The 17,007-nt window shown below is 65.1% G+C and carries 19 protein-coding genes; 13 read left to right on the top strand and 6 right to left on the bottom strand.

Going from position 1 to position 17,007, the window contains the following annotated elements:
- Positions 1-153 precede the first annotated feature (153 nt).
- The gene (locus tag NKH51_RS04105) at positions 154-453 is read left to right on the top strand and encodes a hypothetical protein (RefSeq protein ID WP_254763981.1); all 300 of its coding nucleotides are present in this window, start codon (positions 154-156) and stop codon (positions 451-453) included.
- 166 nt (positions 454-619) lie between these two features.
- Positions 620-847 carry a ribbon-helix-helix domain-containing protein gene (locus tag NKH51_RS04110; RefSeq protein WP_092933605.1) on the top strand — a complete coding sequence of 76 codons (228 nt, stop codon included), beginning with the start codon at positions 620-622 and terminating at the stop codon, positions 845-847.
- A gap of 1 nt (position 848) precedes the next feature.
- On the opposite strand, the gene NKH51_RS04115 is transcribed toward NKH51_RS04110, so the two are convergent.
- Positions 849-1,037 (bottom strand): DUF7550 family protein, encoded by a 189-nt coding sequence (locus NKH51_RS04115; RefSeq protein WP_254763982.1) that lies wholly within the window; start codon positions 1,035-1,037, stop codon positions 849-851.
- 141 nt (positions 1,038-1,178) lie between these two features.
- Here NKH51_RS04115 and hisF point away from each other — a divergent pair, with 141 nt between their 5' ends.
- The 3 genes from hisF to NKH51_RS04130 all read left to right on the top strand — a co-directional run bounded on the left by hisF (position 1,179) and on the right by NKH51_RS04130 (position 3,898).
- Entirely contained in the window at positions 1,179-1,994 is an 816-nt protein-coding gene (hisF, locus tag NKH51_RS04120; protein WP_254763983.1) for an imidazole glycerol phosphate synthase subunit HisF, read from the top strand.
- A 101-nt stretch (positions 1,995-2,095) separates the two neighbouring features.
- Positions 2,096-2,962: a hypothetical protein gene (locus NKH51_RS04125; protein WP_254763984.1), complete on the top strand. Its 867-nt coding sequence runs from the start codon at positions 2,096-2,098 to the stop codon at positions 2,960-2,962.
- Positions 2,963-3,064: 102 nt separating this feature from the next.
- On the top strand, positions 3,065-3,898 hold the full coding sequence (locus NKH51_RS04130) for a hypothetical protein (RefSeq protein WP_254763985.1): 834 nt from the start codon (positions 3,065-3,067) through the stop codon (positions 3,896-3,898).
- Positions 3,899-3,966: 68 nt separating this feature from the next.
- Here NKH51_RS04130 and NKH51_RS04135 read toward each other — a convergent pair whose 3' ends face one another.
- The gene (locus NKH51_RS04135) at positions 3,967-4,248 is read right to left on the bottom strand and encodes a DNA-directed RNA polymerase subunit L (protein WP_254763986.1); all 282 of its coding nucleotides are present in this window, start codon (positions 4,246-4,248) and stop codon (positions 3,967-3,969) included.
- A gap of 146 nt (positions 4,249-4,394) precedes the next feature.
- Between NKH51_RS04135 and NKH51_RS04140 the strand changes: the two genes are divergently transcribed.
- Complete coding sequence (locus NKH51_RS04140) at positions 4,395-6,239, top strand: rhomboid family intramembrane serine protease (RefSeq protein ID WP_254763987.1); 1,845 nt, start codon at positions 4,395-4,397, stop codon at positions 6,237-6,239.
- On the opposite strand, the gene NKH51_RS04145 is transcribed toward NKH51_RS04140, so the two are convergent.
- Positions 6,233-6,898 carry an METTL5 family protein gene (locus tag NKH51_RS04145; RefSeq protein WP_254763988.1) on the bottom strand — a complete coding sequence of 222 codons (666 nt, stop codon included), beginning with the start codon at positions 6,896-6,898 and terminating at the stop codon, positions 6,233-6,235. The genes NKH51_RS04140 and NKH51_RS04145 overlap by 7 nt on opposite strands.
- Positions 6,899-6,901: 3 nt before the next feature.
- The gene (locus NKH51_RS04150; protein WP_254763989.1) at positions 6,902-7,051 is read right to left on the bottom strand and encodes a hypothetical protein; all 150 of its coding nucleotides are present in this window, start codon (positions 7,049-7,051) and stop codon (positions 6,902-6,904) included.
- A gap of 206 nt (positions 7,052-7,257) precedes the next feature.
- Between NKH51_RS04150 and NKH51_RS04155 the strand changes: the two genes are divergently transcribed.
- Positions 7,258-7,440: a zf-TFIIB domain-containing protein gene (locus NKH51_RS04155; protein ID WP_254763990.1), complete on the top strand. Its 183-nt coding sequence runs from the start codon at positions 7,258-7,260 to the stop codon at positions 7,438-7,440.
- A 64-nt stretch (positions 7,441-7,504) separates the two neighbouring features.
- On the opposite strand, the gene NKH51_RS04160 is transcribed toward NKH51_RS04155, so the two are convergent.
- A complete protein-coding gene (locus NKH51_RS04160; protein WP_254763991.1) occupies positions 7,505-8,533 on the bottom strand; it encodes a cell division protein FtsA in 1,029 nt (342 codons plus the stop codon).
- 97 nt (positions 8,534-8,630) lie between these two features.
- Positions 8,631-9,551 (bottom strand): cell division protein CdpA domain-containing protein, encoded by a 921-nt coding sequence (locus NKH51_RS04165; RefSeq protein ID WP_254763992.1) that lies wholly within the window; start codon positions 9,549-9,551, stop codon positions 8,631-8,633.
- A gap of 241 nt (positions 9,552-9,792) precedes the next feature.
- On the opposite strand from NKH51_RS04165, the gene NKH51_RS04170 reads away from it, so the two are divergent.
- The 6 genes from NKH51_RS04170 to NKH51_RS04195 all read left to right on the top strand — a co-directional run bounded on the left by NKH51_RS04170 (position 9,793) and on the right by NKH51_RS04195 (position 16,889).
- Positions 9,793-10,407 carry a HalX domain-containing protein gene (locus tag NKH51_RS04170; RefSeq protein ID WP_254763993.1) on the top strand — a complete coding sequence of 205 codons (615 nt, stop codon included), beginning with the start codon at positions 9,793-9,795 and terminating at the stop codon, positions 10,405-10,407.
- A 51-nt stretch (positions 10,408-10,458) separates the two neighbouring features.
- Positions 10,459-11,508 (top strand): diphthamide biosynthesis enzyme Dph2, encoded by a 1,050-nt coding sequence (dph2, locus tag NKH51_RS04175; protein WP_254763994.1) that lies wholly within the window; start codon positions 10,459-10,461, stop codon positions 11,506-11,508.
- Between the two features lie 246 nt (positions 11,509-11,754).
- Positions 11,755-12,960: a DUF7344 domain-containing protein gene (locus tag NKH51_RS04180; protein ID WP_254763995.1), complete on the top strand. Its 1,206-nt coding sequence runs from the start codon at positions 11,755-11,757 to the stop codon at positions 12,958-12,960.
- Positions 12,961-13,101: 141 nt separating this feature from the next.
- Positions 13,102-13,935, top strand: a complete 834-nt coding sequence (locus tag NKH51_RS04185) for an MBL fold metallo-hydrolase (protein ID WP_254763996.1) — start codon at positions 13,102-13,104, stop codon at positions 13,933-13,935.
- Between the two features lie 67 nt (positions 13,936-14,002).
- Positions 14,003-15,865, top strand: coding sequence for a midas domain-containing protein (locus tag NKH51_RS04190; protein ID WP_254763997.1), 1,863 nt, complete (start codon positions 14,003-14,005; stop codon positions 15,863-15,865).
- Positions 15,866-15,962: 97 nt separating this feature from the next.
- Complete coding sequence (locus NKH51_RS04195) at positions 15,963-16,889, top strand: phosphoribosyltransferase HisG-related protein (protein WP_254763998.1); 927 nt, start codon at positions 15,963-15,965, stop codon at positions 16,887-16,889.
- Positions 16,890-17,007: the final 118 nt, after the last annotated feature.

Raw genomic sequence — 17,007 nt, forward strand, 5'->3', positions numbered from 1 at the left:
GCTCCGGCCGGCCGTCGGTACGCGTTCGCACGAAGAAAGGCGAGATTGCGGCCACCGCACCGCCATCGAAACGGTCAGTTTGGCAGTGTATTAGGTGGTTTCCGGTGAAACCCTCGTCATCCCTTAGTACGGTCTTCCCGACTCTCCCGTTGCATGGCGAGCAGACAACAGCTAACGGAACGGGAAGTCACCGAACAGGAACCGGAAGAGATCGGAGAACAGGCGATGGGCCCGGCGTTCGTCGCGTCGGCGGCCTCGGTCGGCCTCTCGCTGTATTATTACTTCATTCGGGGTGAACGCCAGCTCGGGACGTTCGTCGGTCTCTGGCCCCCGACGATCCTCGCGTTCGCGAGCTACTTCAATCAGCGAAAGATGCGCAAGCAGCTGAACACGCTGACCCAGCCCGGAACGACGCTGAAAAACGCGTTCGATTCGGTCATGGGGAATCGCTAGACGAACTCCCGGCTCGACGAGCCATCTGGTTCGGGTCCCACGCACCGTTTCGGCCATCGATTTTCGACCCGTGACCGCGGGTCGTTTCGGTTCGTTGACCGGATCCTTCTACGCGTTGTTGAGTCCCCGTCAAACCTAAATACCCCCTCGCCGAAAGCCGAATCAGATGCCGAAAGTAGAGATCACCATACCGGAGCACCTCGAGATGCAGATCGCCCAGATGGTCGAGCGCGGCGAGTTCGTCAACCGCGAGGAGGCGATCGAGGATCTCCTATCGACGGGGATCAAGGCCTACAAGACCAGCGGACCGATGGACGAAGAGGAGGGCGCGACCGGCGGAACCGGCCTCGAAGACGACGGGATGATGGGCCACGACGACGAGTACGTCTTCTAACTCACACGCCGACTGTCAGGAGGGGGATCCCGAAGGCGACCGCAGCGCCGACGATGGCGACCACGCCGCCGATCGCGACTTCTCGAGCCGTACATTCGCTCATCGGTGCGGTCGTGCGTGGTTCCTCGAGGTCGTGTCCGACGTCGGCTCCCGTATCGTCACCGTCGGGCGTTTCGGTGTCGTCTGACATACTCGTCTCTTTTCGTCTCCGGCACTTAACACCACCTACACCGGGCCGACGCCGAAGTCACCGACACCGGATGCGACGGCAGATCCGGCCCGATCCAGACGCCTTTACTACCCACGGTGCGAATCCGCAGGTAGCAACTACATGGTACTGACCAAGCGCGTCATCCCGTGTATCGACGTGGATTTGGACGAGGACGGGAACCCGGCGGTCTACACCGGCGTCAACTTCGAGGATCTGAAATACACCGGCGATCCGGTCGAGATGGCCCGCGCCTACAACCGCGCGGGCGCAGACGAGTTCGTCTTTCTCGACATCACCGCCTCGGCGGACGGCCGCGAGACCATGCTCAACGTGGTCGAGCGCGTCGCCGACGAAGTGTTCATCCCCCTCACTGTGGGCGGCGGTATCCGCACCACCGCGGACATCAAAGAGACCCTGCGCGCCGGTGCGGACAAGGTTTCCATTACGACGGGCGCGCTCGAGCGCCCCGAACTGGTCAACGAGGGCGCGCGCGCCTTCGGCAGCCAGTGTATCGTGATCAGCGTCGACTCCCGGCGACGCTTCGACGAGCAGGGCGAACACTACGTCGAGGTAGACGGCGAGTCTTGCTGGTTCGAGTGTACGAAGAAAGGCGGCCGCGAAGGGACCGGGATCGACGTCTTGGAGTGGGCCGCCGAGGCCGAGTCCCGCGGTGCAGGCGAACTATTCGTCAACTCGATCGACAAGGACGGCACCAAAGACGGCTACGATCTCCCGCTGACGAAAGCCGTCTGCGACACCGTCGACACGCCGGTCATCGCCTCCTCGGGTTGTGGCAGTCCCGAAGACATGTACGACGTGTTCACCGAGGCCGGTGCCGACGCCGGCCTCGCGGCCTCGATCTTCCACTTCGACGAATACTCGATCGAGGAGACGAAAGCGTACCTCGACGAGCACGGCGTGCCGGTCCGTCTCTGACGCGCTGACGCTACGCCCTGTTCTCTCCCTCCCCTCCCTGCGCGATTCGCGGGGTTCCCCGTCCAGCAGCCTTTTACCGACGCGGTCCTCGACCTTCGTGAGTGAGATGGCGGTGTACGCGGTGTGAAACGCCGCACGCGGAACGCGAACCTCCCTGTGACGCCTGCGGCCACGATGCCCTCGAGCGAGCGGTCGCACCGGTGACCGACGGCGGCGAGCGCGACCCCGACCGCGAGCCGATCCCCGCCGGAACCGTCGACACCGGTCCCGAGTACGTCTGGGCCTGTCCGAACTGCGGCCGCGAACACGTCCGCAACACGCCGCCGTGTGCCCGCTGTGGCAACCCCGACCTCGAGCAAGTCGAGCGGAACTACGACGACCTCGAGCGCGATCTGGCCGTTCCGGGCTGGCTCGAGGTGGCGAAGCCCTATCTGCCGATCCTCGTCGCCGTCGCGTTGCTCGTCGCCCTGTTCGCCACGGGCATCGTCCCGCCGACGGTGCTGCCGGGGATCGGTCCGTCGTCGCCGGCACCGCCCGACGCGCCCGGTAACGGCACTGAAGCGGCCGGGATCGACCTCGAGGCGGCCGAGGAACTGGTCCACGAACGGCTCGAGGCGGAACGGAACGCCTCCGAGAGCCGACGCTACGACGAGGGACTCGATGCGTACGCTGAGTACCAGAACCGGGGATTCGTCGCGGTCGAGTTCGACGACGCCGAACCCGACGCCGTCCGGGCCGACGAATTCGACCACGATTGCGGCGACGCGAGGCCCGTCGGCGCGCCGCTGGTCCTCAGCGAGCGGTCGATCGATTCCTACGAGACCGAGTCGGCACTCGCGGCGGACATCGCCGCGGGACTGTTCTCCTCGCGGTTCGGCGAGGAGGTTCGAACCGGGTTCGACGCGGAGGGACTCGATCTCCACGTCGCGCCGAATGGAGATATCTACATCTTCTACGCGACTTGCTGACTCCGTAGTCGGGCTCGCGGTTCGCTTCCGACGAGCGGCCGGAGAACGGCTTTCATCGGCCACACGACATATTTATTTACGTGTAGGCGAGCCGTTCATTCAGTGAAGTGGAGGTGTACGTGGTGTGGGAAGCCACACGAGGAAAACGATCCGCCCTGCGATTCCTGCGGCCATAACGCCTTCGAGGAGGCGATCGTTCGGGTGGACGAGGGGGAAATAACCGAGCACGCGTCGTCGGAACCCGATTCCGTCGACACCGGCGCGGACATCGTCTGGGCCTGCCCGGATTGTGGTCGCGAACACGTCCGCAACTCGCCGCCGTGTTCCCGCTGCGGGACTCCCATGCTCGAGAAGACCGAGCGAACGTACGAGGACGTCGATCGCGACCTGAACACGCCGAGTTGGTTTCAGGTCGCCAAGCCGTATCTGCCGGTCGTCGCGGGCGTCGCTATCGTCGTCGCGCTGGTGGCGACGGGGGTCGTCTCCGTGCCGGAGTTGCCGGGAACGGGGGCGCCAGCACCGCCGGAGGCACCCGGCGAGGGGACTGAAGCGGCCGGCATCGATCTCGAGGAGACCGAGCGGCTGGTCCACGAGCGCCTCGAGCGCGATCGCGAGCACTCGCGGAGCTACGACGACGATCTCGCGACGTACGCGGAGTACTACAACCTCGCGTACGTGGCGATCAAGTACGAGGACGCGAAGGTCGAGGCGGTCTCACTGGACGACTTCGGGCTCGAGTGTCACGGGACGCTCGACGAGGAGTGGCTTCCGTCGACCCTCTCTCTGTCGAGTTACGACGACGAAGGGGCACTCGCCGATGGCATCGTCGACCGCCTGCAAGCGCGCGGCGTCGATACCGGCTCGGAGTATACCGTCGAAGGGCTGGATATCCACGTGGTCGACGGCACGGTCCACGTGTTCTACGGGACCTGTTAGGCGCTCCTCACGCGTTCACGAACAGGAGGGGAGATAGAGGAGACGATCGCTCCGTGGGTCGGACGCAGCTACGCGGCCGCTTCGAACGCGTCCTGGAACGCGTTCGCCTTCTCGCGGACATCGACGGCGGCCTCCTCGAGCGCTTCGAGGGGATCCGCGCCCTCGGTCTTGATCGTCAGGATGGGCTCGGTCTGGCCGCCCGACTGTTCGGGGTTAACGTCGTAGGTGGCCGCGCTGACATCGTCGTGCTCGAGCAGCGCGCCCTTGAGCACGTTCATGAACGTGTGGTCCTCGCCGGCGATCTCGATGGAGAGTTCGGTCTCGGTGCTCTCGGTGACCCGCAGTTCCATACCGTCGTCTCCGTTCGTCGGCCGCTTGTACCTTTCGAAGCCGCCGCTCGCCGGCCTGTGAGTCGTGTCCGCCCACGTCACGGTTCGCGGCTCGAGCGCCTTCGGTGAAGGCAAACCACTATACGGCCCCGTTCGAACCACCGGGCATGCGCGTGCTCGCGGTCTTGCTGACGGTCGTCGTCGCCGCGGCGTTGGTCGGATCGATCGCGGTCGTCAGGCGGGTCCATCGGCCACGTCAGCCCTGGCTCGAGGTCCTCCGGGCGCGGTTCGTCTACGGCGTTCCGTGGGGCTCGCTCGTCGTGATCGCGTTCGTCCTCTGTGTCTATCTGTTCGTCCAGGGCGGGATCGCGAACTTCGACGATCCCGTGACGATCCCGTTTCGCTCGTGGTCGTACTTCTATCCGCTCGGGATCCTCACGGCGGCGTTTTCACACGCCGGCCCCGGCCACCTCATCGGTAACCTCTCCGGGACGCTCGTCGTCGCCCCGATCGCCGAGTTCGCCTGGGGGCACTACGCCGACGGTCACGACCCAGAGCGGGCCGAGTCGTGGCGAACCGATCCGCGGGTCCGTGCGTTCGTGCTCTTTCCGCTGGCCGTCATCGGCGTCGGTCTGGCAACGAGCGCGTTCGCGCTCGGCCCCGTGATCGGCTTCTCCGGCGTCGTCTTCGCGTTGGCCGGCTTCGCCCTCGTCCAATATCCGATCGTGACGACCGTCGCTACGATCGGCGTCCAGAGCGTCGTCGTACGCCTCTACTATGCGCTGCAGGAGCCGATCCGGACGTACACCGCTCAACCGAGTCCCCCGTCGGCTCCGTCCTGGGCCGGGATCGCGATTCAGGGCCACGCCATCGGGCTCTTCCTCGGGTTCGTCCTCGGCGTTGTGCTCCTCGAGCGCCGGGGGTCCCGACCGAACCCACTCCGGCTCTGGTTGGCAATCCTTCTCTTTGGGTTCTCGAAGGGACTGTGGGCGATCTACTGGTACGGGCCCGACGACTCGTTTATCCTGTTTCAGGGGCCGGGCGTCGCCGTCGTCTCGGTGCTCGCGCTCGTGGTCACGCTCTCGATGACCGCCTCGGAGAAGCCGCTTCTCCCGGCGCGACTCGAGGGGCTGGTGCCCGGTGTGGATCGCGAGTCCACGGAGACGAACGAGTCGGACCGGCCGGCGATCGATCGGACGCTCGCGTTGGCGGGCAGCGCCGGCGACCGAAGCGGTGCCGGCACAGCCCGACTCGAGCGCGTTCTCGAATTGGCCGACGGGACACAGCGACTCGCTCGCGAATCAGGACCGTCGTCGACCCTGACGCGGCGAGGAACTGCGTTCCTGGCGGTCGTCGGCATCCTGGCGCTGCTCGCCGGCATGGCCATCCCCTTCAACTTCCTCGTCGTCGAGGACGCCACCGCGTCGACCGAGGCCGCCGTCGAGATCGACGACTACACCGTCGAGTACGTCGAGGGCGTCCAGAACCGGCTCGTTACCGGCATCGGCATCGAGGCCATCGAGAGCGACGCCGGCCTCGAGTCGAGCGGGGTGATCGTCGCCAGCGACGACCGCGAGATCTGGCTCGAGGCGGTCAGCGCCCGGCGGCTCGCGTTCACGGGCGAGGAGACGGTCTACGTCGGCGGTCCCGGCTGGCGCGAGGCCGTCCACGTCGAACGGACCGGCTGGAAGCCAGTCGGCAACGAGACTGTCTACCAGGTCTGGCTCTGGCAAGACGGGACGGATCGCCGGCTCGCGTACGAGTCCAACGCGTCGCGGGCCGCCGCCCGGATCGCCGGCCGAAACGTGACGATCCGCCCCGACGGCGGGGAGTACCGCCTCGCGGTAACCTCGAGCGAAACCGAGACCGCCGTGACTACCCTCGTCCCGGCCCAAAACGCGACGACCACGGCTGGCGGCCTCGTCTTCGAACGCCGAAACGAAACCGTCTACGCGGCCGCCGACGGGACCCGCGTTGCGATCGCGAGCAAGGAGACCTACGGCGGCTACTGAGAGGCGCTGTCACTGGTTCGACCGCTTCTCGGCCACTCGATCCGGAACACTTCGGCCGCGAGCGTCTCCTCTGTCGCGGTGTGGAACTCGAACTGGTTCGGAAGCGGAAACTCCGCCCGAAACGCGTGGGTCACCTCGCCCCCTTCGTCGGCGGCGAACGACTCGACGAACTCCCGGCTCCCCTCGTTGTGAATCGTATAGGAGACGGCGCCGATTTCGCTCGCCGTCTCGAGGAATCGACGATCCGCGTGGCGGTTCCCGCGCTGTGCGCCGAAAGGGGGATTCGAGAGCACGGTCGCGTCGGTGACCGAGAACGGATGGCGGGTCACGTCGCCCCGGAGCCAGTCGACGCCGTGCTCACGGGCGTCCGCGGCTGCCGTCCGTTCGTTCCGCCGGGCGACCGCGAGCGCTCCGGCATCGATATCGATACCCACCACGCGGTCGGCGCCGGACAGCGACGCCCCGATCGCGAGCATCCCCGTTCCCGTTCCGAGGTCGACGACCTGCCCCTTGAGGTCGCCCTGTAGCCGCGCCAGGTGACAGAGGTGGGCGGCCAGCTCCGGCGGCGTCAAATACTGCTCGAGCGCCGCTGACGGCTCCGAGAAGTCTTCGAGCGACTCGAGTCGGCGCGCGAGCGTGCGCCGTGAGGGACCTGCCATCGCTCAGCCATCGACGGTAACGGTCGCGGTTTCGACGCCGAGGACGGAGACGGCGCGCAGAGAGTCTGGAGCGGTCGGCTCGAGTGCGGCGGGGGTCGCGTCGACCGGCCGACAGCGATCGATCGCGGCGTTCGGTAAGACCGTCGTGTTCATTGCCGCGTCATACACTTGCTGCATGCAAAAAGGTTGTTAGATGCGTAGTGGTAATGTGTCGGGTTCGAAGTGGGGCCGTCCCGGCGGACGGACGTAGCGTCGTTCGAACGTGTTCGTCGTCGCACATCGGGTCTCAGAGAGAAAGAACGTAATACCTCGTCGACAGGTTCGAATAGAGTTAAGGATACCCCGGCGAAGTTACAGGTATGGACGAGTGTCCGCGGTGTGGTGGGGAACTCGAGGAACTCGCGCTCGCCGACGTGTCGACGGTCTCGTGTTCGCGCTGTGGGTTCGCCGACATCCCCGTCGAACACCTGCCCAACGAGGAGGACGTCGAGTCCTGGCGGGACGCGTTCAACCGGTTTTACGAGCAGTCGGCCGAACGCTGAGGCACCAACGTCGCCTAGGCGACGAGATCGAGCGGTCGAAAAAATCGAAGCCGAGCCGTCGGCGTTACTCGTTTGCCGCCGCCGCTTCCGCTTCGTCGTCTTCCTCGTGGTCGATGTCCTCGTCGGAGCGGGCGGCGACGAGGCCACCGCGCGCGACGCTGTACAGCGGTTCGTTCGCGTGCGTCACGCCGCTGATCGAGAACGGAATGTTCGCTTCTTCCAGATGGTCGCGGAACAGTTCCTCGAAACCGCTCGGGCTCGAGGTGCCGCCGGTGACGACGACGGGCACGTCCAGCCCTTCTTCGACGTCTTCGTCGTCGACCTCTTTGACGATGTTCTCGATGACGTAGTCGAGCAGGTTCTCGTAGTAGATCGAGAGCGCGCCTTCGACGCCGCCGACGTCGGTCGTGAAGTCGAGTTCGAAGTCGTCTTCCTTGATGGAGGTGACTTTGTCGACGGGCGTCCCGGTCGCGCGGGCGGCCTGCTCGTCGACCCAGTCGCCACCGCGGGCGACGGAGAACTTCATGACCGGCACCGCGTAGTACGACAGACAGACGTTCGTCATCCCGGCACCGAACGAGATACCGAGACCGGTGAAGTTGTTGTCCGCGAGTTCGCTGTAGATGACGGACATCCCCTCGTTGATCGGTTCGGAGTCGTACCCCATGTCGTCGAGGAAGGATTCGATCGTCTTCTGGTGGTACAGCGTCGAGAGGTCCGAGTCGATCGGGTCTGCGGGGGACGAGAAGTACAGCTTCTCGTCGGGATACGCGGGCTCACCGACGACCTGCTCGATGATGAGCTTCATCATCGGGATCGCGCTCTGCTCGTCGTTCGAGAGAATCCCGTGTTTCATCGGCCGACGCGTCTCCTTATTGAAGATGTTCGCGAAATTCAACGCGTCGTCGCCGACGACGTAGACCTTGTCGTCTTTGCGGATGTGGAGGACTTCGCTTCGCGAGAGCATCTGCTCGGCCATGTCCGAGTACTCGATCTCTACGAAGGAGTTACGCTGTTGCACGAAAACCGTGTCGTTCCCATCCTGCTGTGCTGACAGGATGTTCATCGTTCCAACGTCTAGGCCTTTGGCCATGTGTGGGCAAGGCCACCGACGGATTATAAATCTATGTGCGTTGATTACTCTCTCACTCTGAAGAAAGCAACAGCGAGTTTCGGCCGCTAATTGGTTCTTAATTCCGCCCGAACGCGTTTCGAACTCGCTCGAGCAGGCTCGAGAGCGGTTTCGTCACCGTCGCGGCCACGCCCTCGTCGTCGGCCGTCGCCAGTTCCTCCGCGCGTCGCTGTTCGCGGAGTTCTTTGAGTTTGGCCGTCTGGTCGTCGACGGTCGAACTCGAGGTGGTCTGTTTCGTCTCGCCGCCTTTGAGCCCTTTGAGGCCGGCGACCTGCGCGTCGACGCCCGTCGATCGGGTCGTCGTCGTCCCAGCGTCGGTATCGACGTCGACGTCGTCGAAGTCGTTCTCGGAGAAACTCAGTCGCTTGTGTTCGGTCTTCTCGACGCCGCCCCAGGAGAGTTCGACGCCCTCCATCGCCTCGTCGATATCTTGCCGGACGTCCGCATCGGTGAGTTCGGGTTCGGCCTCGGTCTCGTCCCCGGTCGCGACCGCGTCGGCCTGCTGGGCCATGTCGAGATAGTGTGCGATCAGCGCCGCGCCGGTTGAGGCGGTGATGCCCGCGAGGCCGACGGCGTAGGTCGCAATGATCTCGACGGTGTAATCGTTCCCGTAGCCGTTCCAGTGGTGCGGGTAGGCGGCGAGGAAACCGGCTACTGCAGCCAGGGTGATCGCGACGCCGCCGATCGAGGCGTACAGCATCCGCCGTTCCGACGGCAGGAGCGTGACGATCCCGAGCATCGTGACTGGGAGTGCAGTCATCGCGAGCGCGTACGCGGGCCCCACCCACGCGAAGTAGCCCGCGGTGCGGGCCTCGAACGTGTTACCCCACAGGAACAGCAGGAGTCCGACGATCGCCAGCCCGATTCCGCCGAGGAACAGCCCGAACCCAACGTAGACGTCGGTTCGGTCCTCCGGTTCACCGATGTATCGACGATAGAGGTCGAAGAGATAGCCGTCTGCGGCCTGTTCCGCTGCCATTAACCCCCCGTTTACGCTCCAGTACTATGACTGTTGGGACGAGAACGGAACAGTCCCGTTCGCCGTTGTGGTCGCGGTCTGCCGAACGAGCGCTCGGCTTTCCGACCACCGGCGCGCCTTTGCGGTGGCTTGGCACGGGAACTGCCCGAGAGGCGGGCCGGCTCGCAGACATGTGTAAGCGGTCCTGAACGTATCCATAGTTTGATATCAGTCGAATAGAGTGGTACCACCATCACGAATTATGGCTGGTGACTCGACCGTCGTCCTCGTTGCGGACTCCGACTCCGACGTAACGACCGGGCTTCGATCCCTGCTCGTCGATGACTACCGAGTGGAGACGACGACGGACGGCGACGAGGCCCTCACAGCTCTCGAGGATGCCGACGTGGTCCTGGTCGGTCACGACCTCCGAACGGCGTCGGGGTCCATCGTCGCGGTCGAAATCGACCGTCGGGCAGGGGCATACTCGATGGCAGTGCTCAGCAGCGGCGACCGGGAGTTCGAGAGTTGCCACCTCACCACCGACTGTCTCGTCAAGCCCATCGACGAGGCGACCCTTCGCGAGACGGTCGATCGGCTGGCGCGTCGGGCCCGATACGACGAGTTGATAGCCGAGTGCGCGACGCTGGCGGCCAGACGCGGCAAGCTCGAGTCACGTGCGCGTGCAAACGACAACGGGGACGGGGAGTACGACGAGGACGGAGAGTACGAAGCCGTACAGGAGCGGCTCGCGGAGCTGTACGACGAGCTAGACGAACTGGTTGCGGCGTTCGACGGCGACGATTTCCGGGCGGCGTTTACGGCCTGTCACACCGGCACCGATCCCGGAACGCAACAGGTCGAGCGATTCTCCTGAGCCGAGTCGGGAAGCGCCGCCGTTATACGTCCGTGGCCGCAACAGAGGCTAATGAGCCAGGAGCCGGAGTACTCCGAGGGCGACCTCAGGAACACCGGGATGCGTCTCAAGCACGATCGCGAGTGGGACTACGAACTCGAGCAGATCGTCGAGGCGATCGAGGAGCGGGACGCGACGAAGGTCGGACTGCAGTTTCCCGAAGGGTTGAAGCGACGGGGTCCGTCCGTCGCGGACGACTTACGGGAGTTGGCCGGCGACGACGTAACGTTCATGCTGTCGGGCCAGCCCTGCTATGGGGCCTGTGACCTCGACACCTATCTGATGAAGCGCACCGACGTGTTCGTCCACTTCGGCCACTCGCCGATGAAGGACACGGAGAAAGTGATCTACGTTCCGTTGTTCTCGAACGTCGAGGTCACGCCGATCATGGAGGAGGCCCTCGAGACCTTGGAGCCGCCCGCGGAGACCGAAGGCGTCGGCCTCGTCACCACGGCCCAGCACATGAACCGCTACGAGGAGATGAGCGAGTTCTTGGAGGAACGGGGGTACGAGGTTCACAGCCGGCGCGGCGACGACCGGCTGACCCACGAGGGACAGGTGCTTGGCTGCAACTACGCGAGCGCGGACGTGCCCGCAGACCAGGTGCTCTACGTCGGCGGCGGGAAGTTCCACCCGCTCGGACTAGCGATGGAACACCCCGACAAACACGTCGTCATCGCGGACCCGGTCAACAACGTCGTCACCGTCGCGGACACGGAGAAGTTCATGAAGCAGCGTTACGGCGCGATCCACCGCGCGATGGACGCAGAGAAGTGGGGCGTCATCTTCTGTACCAAGATCGGCCAGGGCCGCTGGGAGACCGCCCAGAAGATCCTCAACGACAACGATAACGCCTACCTCATCACGATGGACGAGGTGACGCCGGACCGCCTGCGGAACTTCGACATGGACGCGTTCGTCAACACCGGCTGTCCGCGGATTACGACCGACGACGGCCCGCAGTTCCACAAGCCGATGCTCACGCCCGGCGAGTACCGGATCGCCGTCGGCGACGAACCACTCGACAGTCTCTCGTTCGACACCTTCCACGGGACCTGGTAGTCCGCTGACGGCGTGTTCCGATCCTGCCGACGGTATCTTCCTCTCGAGTCGCTACTCGACGACTATCTAGTCGCGATGAATATCCTGACGAAACCTATGTTTGATCATCCTTGGATAATACACTACTACGTTCGTTTAGATATTAGTATGAAGGCGTGTGTTTCACACTCCAGAACGGCAACCAACAACTGATTCCAAAGCAGTTTGGAGCAGTTCTTTTGCCCGCTACGCTCCGACCGGTAGTCGATGAATAACTCAGCTTCGAGCGGACCCACGGCCGATGCTCGCGACGAGCGCTTCAGCGCCCTCGCCGATAGCCGTCGCCGGACCGTCGTCCGTCTCGTCTCCGAACGAGCTCCCCGCGCCGTCGAGAAAGAGGACCTTGCGTTCCAGCTCGCAGCCGTAATCGATGATAAACGGCTCGCCGCCGTGACCGAGAACGACCGGAAACAGGCACTCGTCGACCTCCACCACCATCACCTCCCTCGCTTGACCGACGTAGGGCTGCTCGAGCAAACCGACGACGGGGCCATCGCGTTGGCCGATCACCGAGCGGTCGACGAACCCCGCCTCGAGGACGCCATCTCAGCCGATCGGACCGAGGACGCGGCCGAACTGGACGCCCTCTTCGAGGCGCTGGCCGACGAGCGCCGGCGGACGGTCCTCTCGGTGCTCGGCGATCAGTATCACCCGATCGCGACGGAGACGCTCGCCCGTGACGTTGCCGCCCGCGAAGCCGGCACGACCGAACGCGCGGTCTCGGACGATCGTGTCCACGAGGTACACACCTCGCTCGTCCACGTCCACCTGCCGGTGCTCCACGAGGCCACGCTCGTCAGCTACGACGCGTCGGCGGGTCAAGCCGCCTACGAGGGCCACCCCGCCGTTCGCGCGGAGTGGCTCCGGTCCGCCGACGGATCGACGGTGACCAACGGGGAGACGGCCGCATCGATCGAGGACGAGGCGCCCGTTCGCACGCTCGAGGGTCGCGAGACGATCGTCACGACCGGCCAATCACTCTGTGAGGGGACCGAGAACGAGCTGTTCCTGCTATTTACGACGACCGGGCTGCTCGAGGAGGCCTGTTTCCGCCGGATCGAGGACGCGGTCGACCGGGGCGTCGACGTCTATCTCGGATCAAGCGATCCACGCGTCCGTGAACTCGTCCGCGAGCGCGTCCCAGGCGTCACCGTCTGGGAGCCCCAGCGGGACTGGTTCGACCTCCCAGCGGCCGGCGATTCCGTGGGGCGACTGGTGTTCGCCGATCGCGAGGCCGTCATGCTCGGTGCGATCGGACGCCCGTCGTCGGGCGACGATCGGCCCGCCGAAACGGCGATCGTGGGCAAGGGATCCCAGAACGGGCTCGTCGTGCTGTTGCGACAGCTGCTCGGTTCCCGACTCGAGCGCCTCGACGGTCGGCGAGACGACGCTCACGTTCCGTTTTCGCTCTAGCCCGTGGTCGCTCGTCGCCGTCTGCCGTCCGCTTTTCTCTCGGCCTGACTGCCGCTCGTCGCCGCACCAGCACGATATCGTCGCCTCGGGCCATCAGTGGAGACGACAACACTTACACAGCCGGTCCTCGCATCCACGCACATGATTCACAGCGACTGGAACGACTGGCTCGTCCGCGACGTTGCAGACGCGAACCCGGACGGCGTAGCCATCTGGTATCTCGGGTGTAACGGCTTCGTCCTCAAGGGGAGCGAGGGAACGACGATCTACGTCGACCCCTATCTCGGACTGGGCGATCCGCCCCGGACGGTCCGGATGATCCCCGTCCCGTTCGATCCCGCCGACATCGACGAGGCCGACGCCGTTCTCGCGACGCACGAACACACCGACCACGTTCACGGACCGAGCCAGGCCCCGATCCTCGAGGGGACGGACGCGACGTTCTACGGTCCGGACGACAGCGTCGCAGTCGCTCGCGACGAGGAGAGCTGGACCGAGGAGTGGGACGTAACCGACGACCAGCTCAGCGAGATCGCCGAGGGCGATACCCTCGAGATTGGCGAGTTCACCGTTCACGTCGAACCGGCGAACGACCCAGACGCGACCCATCCGGTGAGCTACGTGTTCGAACACGAGGGCAGCACGTTCTTCCACGGCGGCGACACGAAGCCGACCGACGAGTTCGAGCGACTCGGCGACGAGTACGAGATCGACCTCGCGGCGCTCGCGTTCGGCACCGTCGGACGGATTCCCGACAAGCAGACCCGCGAGCCGAAACGAACGCGATGGTACAACGACGAAAACCAGATCATCGAGTGTGCGGCCGCGCTCGAGTGCGAACGGCTCCTTCCGAGTCACTGGGACATGTGGAAAGGGCTCACCGCCGATCCGACGACGTTACACCACCACGCGCGGAGCTTCGCGCATCCGAAGCGGCTCGAGATCGTCGAAATCGGCGACCGAGTCGATCTGTAGCTACTGCCGGAGGGACGTGTGTCCGTCCGCACGATTTATAGTAATGGTATGGTAACGTTGGTCTCATATGAGTAGCACCGCCGACACGGACGACGTGGTCGAGGTCAGTACTGACGGACTCACCGTCAGAAAATCGTTCGCAGCGGACGAGTTCCCCGTCCCTGCGATTCGGTTCGAGATCGAATCGGACCGCGACTCCCCGATTACGTTTCAGCTCTCCGAAGATATTCCTGCTTCGTTCCCGATGGACAAGGTCGGGTTCCACCCGGATTATCACAGCGACGACTGGACGGCGTTTCAGGACAACCACGTCGAGTTCACCGCCACGCTCGAGCCCGACGAGCGACTCGAGACGGTCTACGGCATCCAGCTCGACGACGAGAGCAGAGCGACGGAGTTTCTCTCCGAGCCGACGCTCGTCGAACGCGACGCTGGCGACGACAGCGAATCGGACTCGGAGGCCGATGAAGTCGACGACGAGGTCATCGGTAGCATCGTCTCCGAGGACCGAAGTCGCGCGGTCAAGGACATGATCGCCGGCGATTCCGAGTCCGTCCCCGGACTCGAGGACGACGAGCCGACGGACGAGACGGCCTCGGCGGAGTCGGCCGGCGACGACACGGACGATGACCCGACCGACGCCGACGATACGCCGGAAGACGACGGGGGGCTCGACCTCAACCTCAGCGACATCGATCCCGATCCGGTCGCGGACGCGGCGGTGGAAGACGAAAACGAGGAGGACGATACGCCGGACATCGATCTCGGCTTCGAGGAAGAGGAGATTCCCGAGCCGGAGGCCGACGAGAACGCGCTCGGCGCCGCCGACGAGCCGAGCGTCGAAATCGATCTCGGCACCGACGCGACCGACGAACCGGCCGGCGAGGAGGAGTCGGACGACGACATCGGCGACGAGGTGGCCACAGCCGAGGAGACGGACGACGCCGGCCCGGAGATCGACCTCGATCTCGGCGACTCGGAGGCCGACGCCGACGACGACTCGGATACCGACCTCGATCTCGACGACTCGGAGACCGACGCCGACGGCGACGAGACCGACACCGACGATGAGTCCGAGGCTGAGCCGGACGAACTCGAGGCGGAGACGGAACCGTCGCCGGAGGACTCGCCCGAATCGCCGGCCGACGACGAGTCAGAGGCGGAGCCGAACGAACCTGAAGCAGACTCGGACGAACTCGAGATGGACTCGGTCGATCCCGAAGCGGACTCGGACGGACCCGAAGCGGATGGAGAGGACCTCGAGTCGACCGACCCTGCAGAGGATGCGACCGACGCCCCCGATGCGACCGACGAAGCCGACGAGACTGGTGCGGAGCCCGAACCGGAGGACGAGAACGCGGCCGGCGTCGAACCGACCGCCGACGCAGCACCGAACGCCGGTCCCGAGGTCGGCGGCTCGATCGCGGCCCGTCTCGCGACCGAGATCCGCGACGGAACCGTCGCCGACGAGGACCTCGAGGCCATCCGGGCCGAACTCGATCTCGAGCCGTCCGGCCCCGACATCGCGAAAGTCGAGCACCTCCAGTCCCGTGTCGAGGAGGTCGCCGCGTACACCGATTCCCTGGAGACGTTTCTCGAGGAGAACGGGACCGGCGCACAGCTCATCGAAGAGCTTCAGGCTGACCTCGGGGACCTCGAGGACGATGTTTCGGAGCTCGAGGACGGCCTCGAGGAGACGGACTCGCAGGTCGACGACCACGAAGGGGACATCGCCGACTTGAGCGAGTGGAACGCGGATCTCGCCGCCGACATCGATGCCGTCGACGAGGACGTCGAGACGGTCGCGGACGACCTCGCGGACGTCGAGGACGACCTCGAGACCGTCGAGGACGACCTCGAAGCTGTCCGCGACGACGTGACGGAAATTCAGGAGTGGCGCGACCAGCTCGGCTCGATGTTCTCCGAGTAAGCAGCTGTCGTCCGAACCGGCGGTCCGATTTTCGATCACTACGGCGACTGGTCCGGAAACACAACTCGTTTATCCGTCGCCAGTGGAGAAGCGAACGATGGGCGAGACGATACCGATCGCCGTGCCACGGAAGGGGCGACCGCTCGAGTCGGTGCTCGATCGACTCGCGGAGCGCCTCGACGTTCCCGACCTCGCAGATGACATCACGTCGACGCTGCGCCACGAGAAGGCGCTCACGAAAGGAACGCTCGACGCCGACGAAGCGGATGTCTACCATCGTCTCGCAGACTACAGCACCGTCGACGACCCGACCGAGCCCGAGTATACGCTGCTCCGCGACGATCGCGCCGGAAAGCCACGGCGAATCGTCTTCGATAGCGTCACGGTCCCGCTCGAGGGAATCGTGGACGCGCCCGACGACGCCGCGGTTCAACTCGTCGGTCGCGAGGAACCGTTCCGCTCGCTTCGCACCCACGAGTTCGCGCTGGGCTTCGACAGCGCCGATCTCGTCCTGGAGGAAGTCGTCGAACTGCGGCCGGAGCCCCTCGGCCGGATCGCCGACGTGAACGCTCGGATCGACCCGTCCGACACCGACGTGCAGGTCGTCACCGGCCTCGGCGATACCGTCTACCACACGCTGTTGGCCACGCCCGAGGCGGTCCCCTCGGCGGAATCGATCGATCGGGACTTCCTCGAGGCCTACGAGGGCCCGCTGTGTATCGAGCCCCGATACGAGCGACTCGTTCAGGCAGTGCTCGGAACGCGGACGCTCGACGGGATCGACTTTCACTATCCCGAGGAGGGTCGCGAGGAGGAGGCGGCTATCGCCGACGCCGGTCTGGGCGTCTACCTGACCGTCACCGGCTCGACCGCTCGCGACCACGGCCTCCTGCTCGGCGAGCAGTTGTTCCCCAGCGAGACCGTGTTGCTCGAGAACACCGCGGAAACGACCGAGACGATCGAGTTCGTCCGCTCGCTGTTGAACGGGACTGACCTCGAGACGGAACTCGCGGTCGGCCGATAGCTCCGAACGACGGGGGTCGATCGGCCCACTCGTGCTGTACCGGCAGGGGGTTTCGTCATCGCTGTCCGAGCGAGGGGCCGATAGGGTCGGAACGTTCTCGCGGTCGTTTCGGTCAGAT

Source organism: Natrinema marinum (genome assembly GCF_024296685.1).
GTDB classification, from domain to species: Archaea; Halobacteriota; Halobacteria; order Halobacteriales; family Natrialbaceae; genus Natrinema; species Natrinema marinum.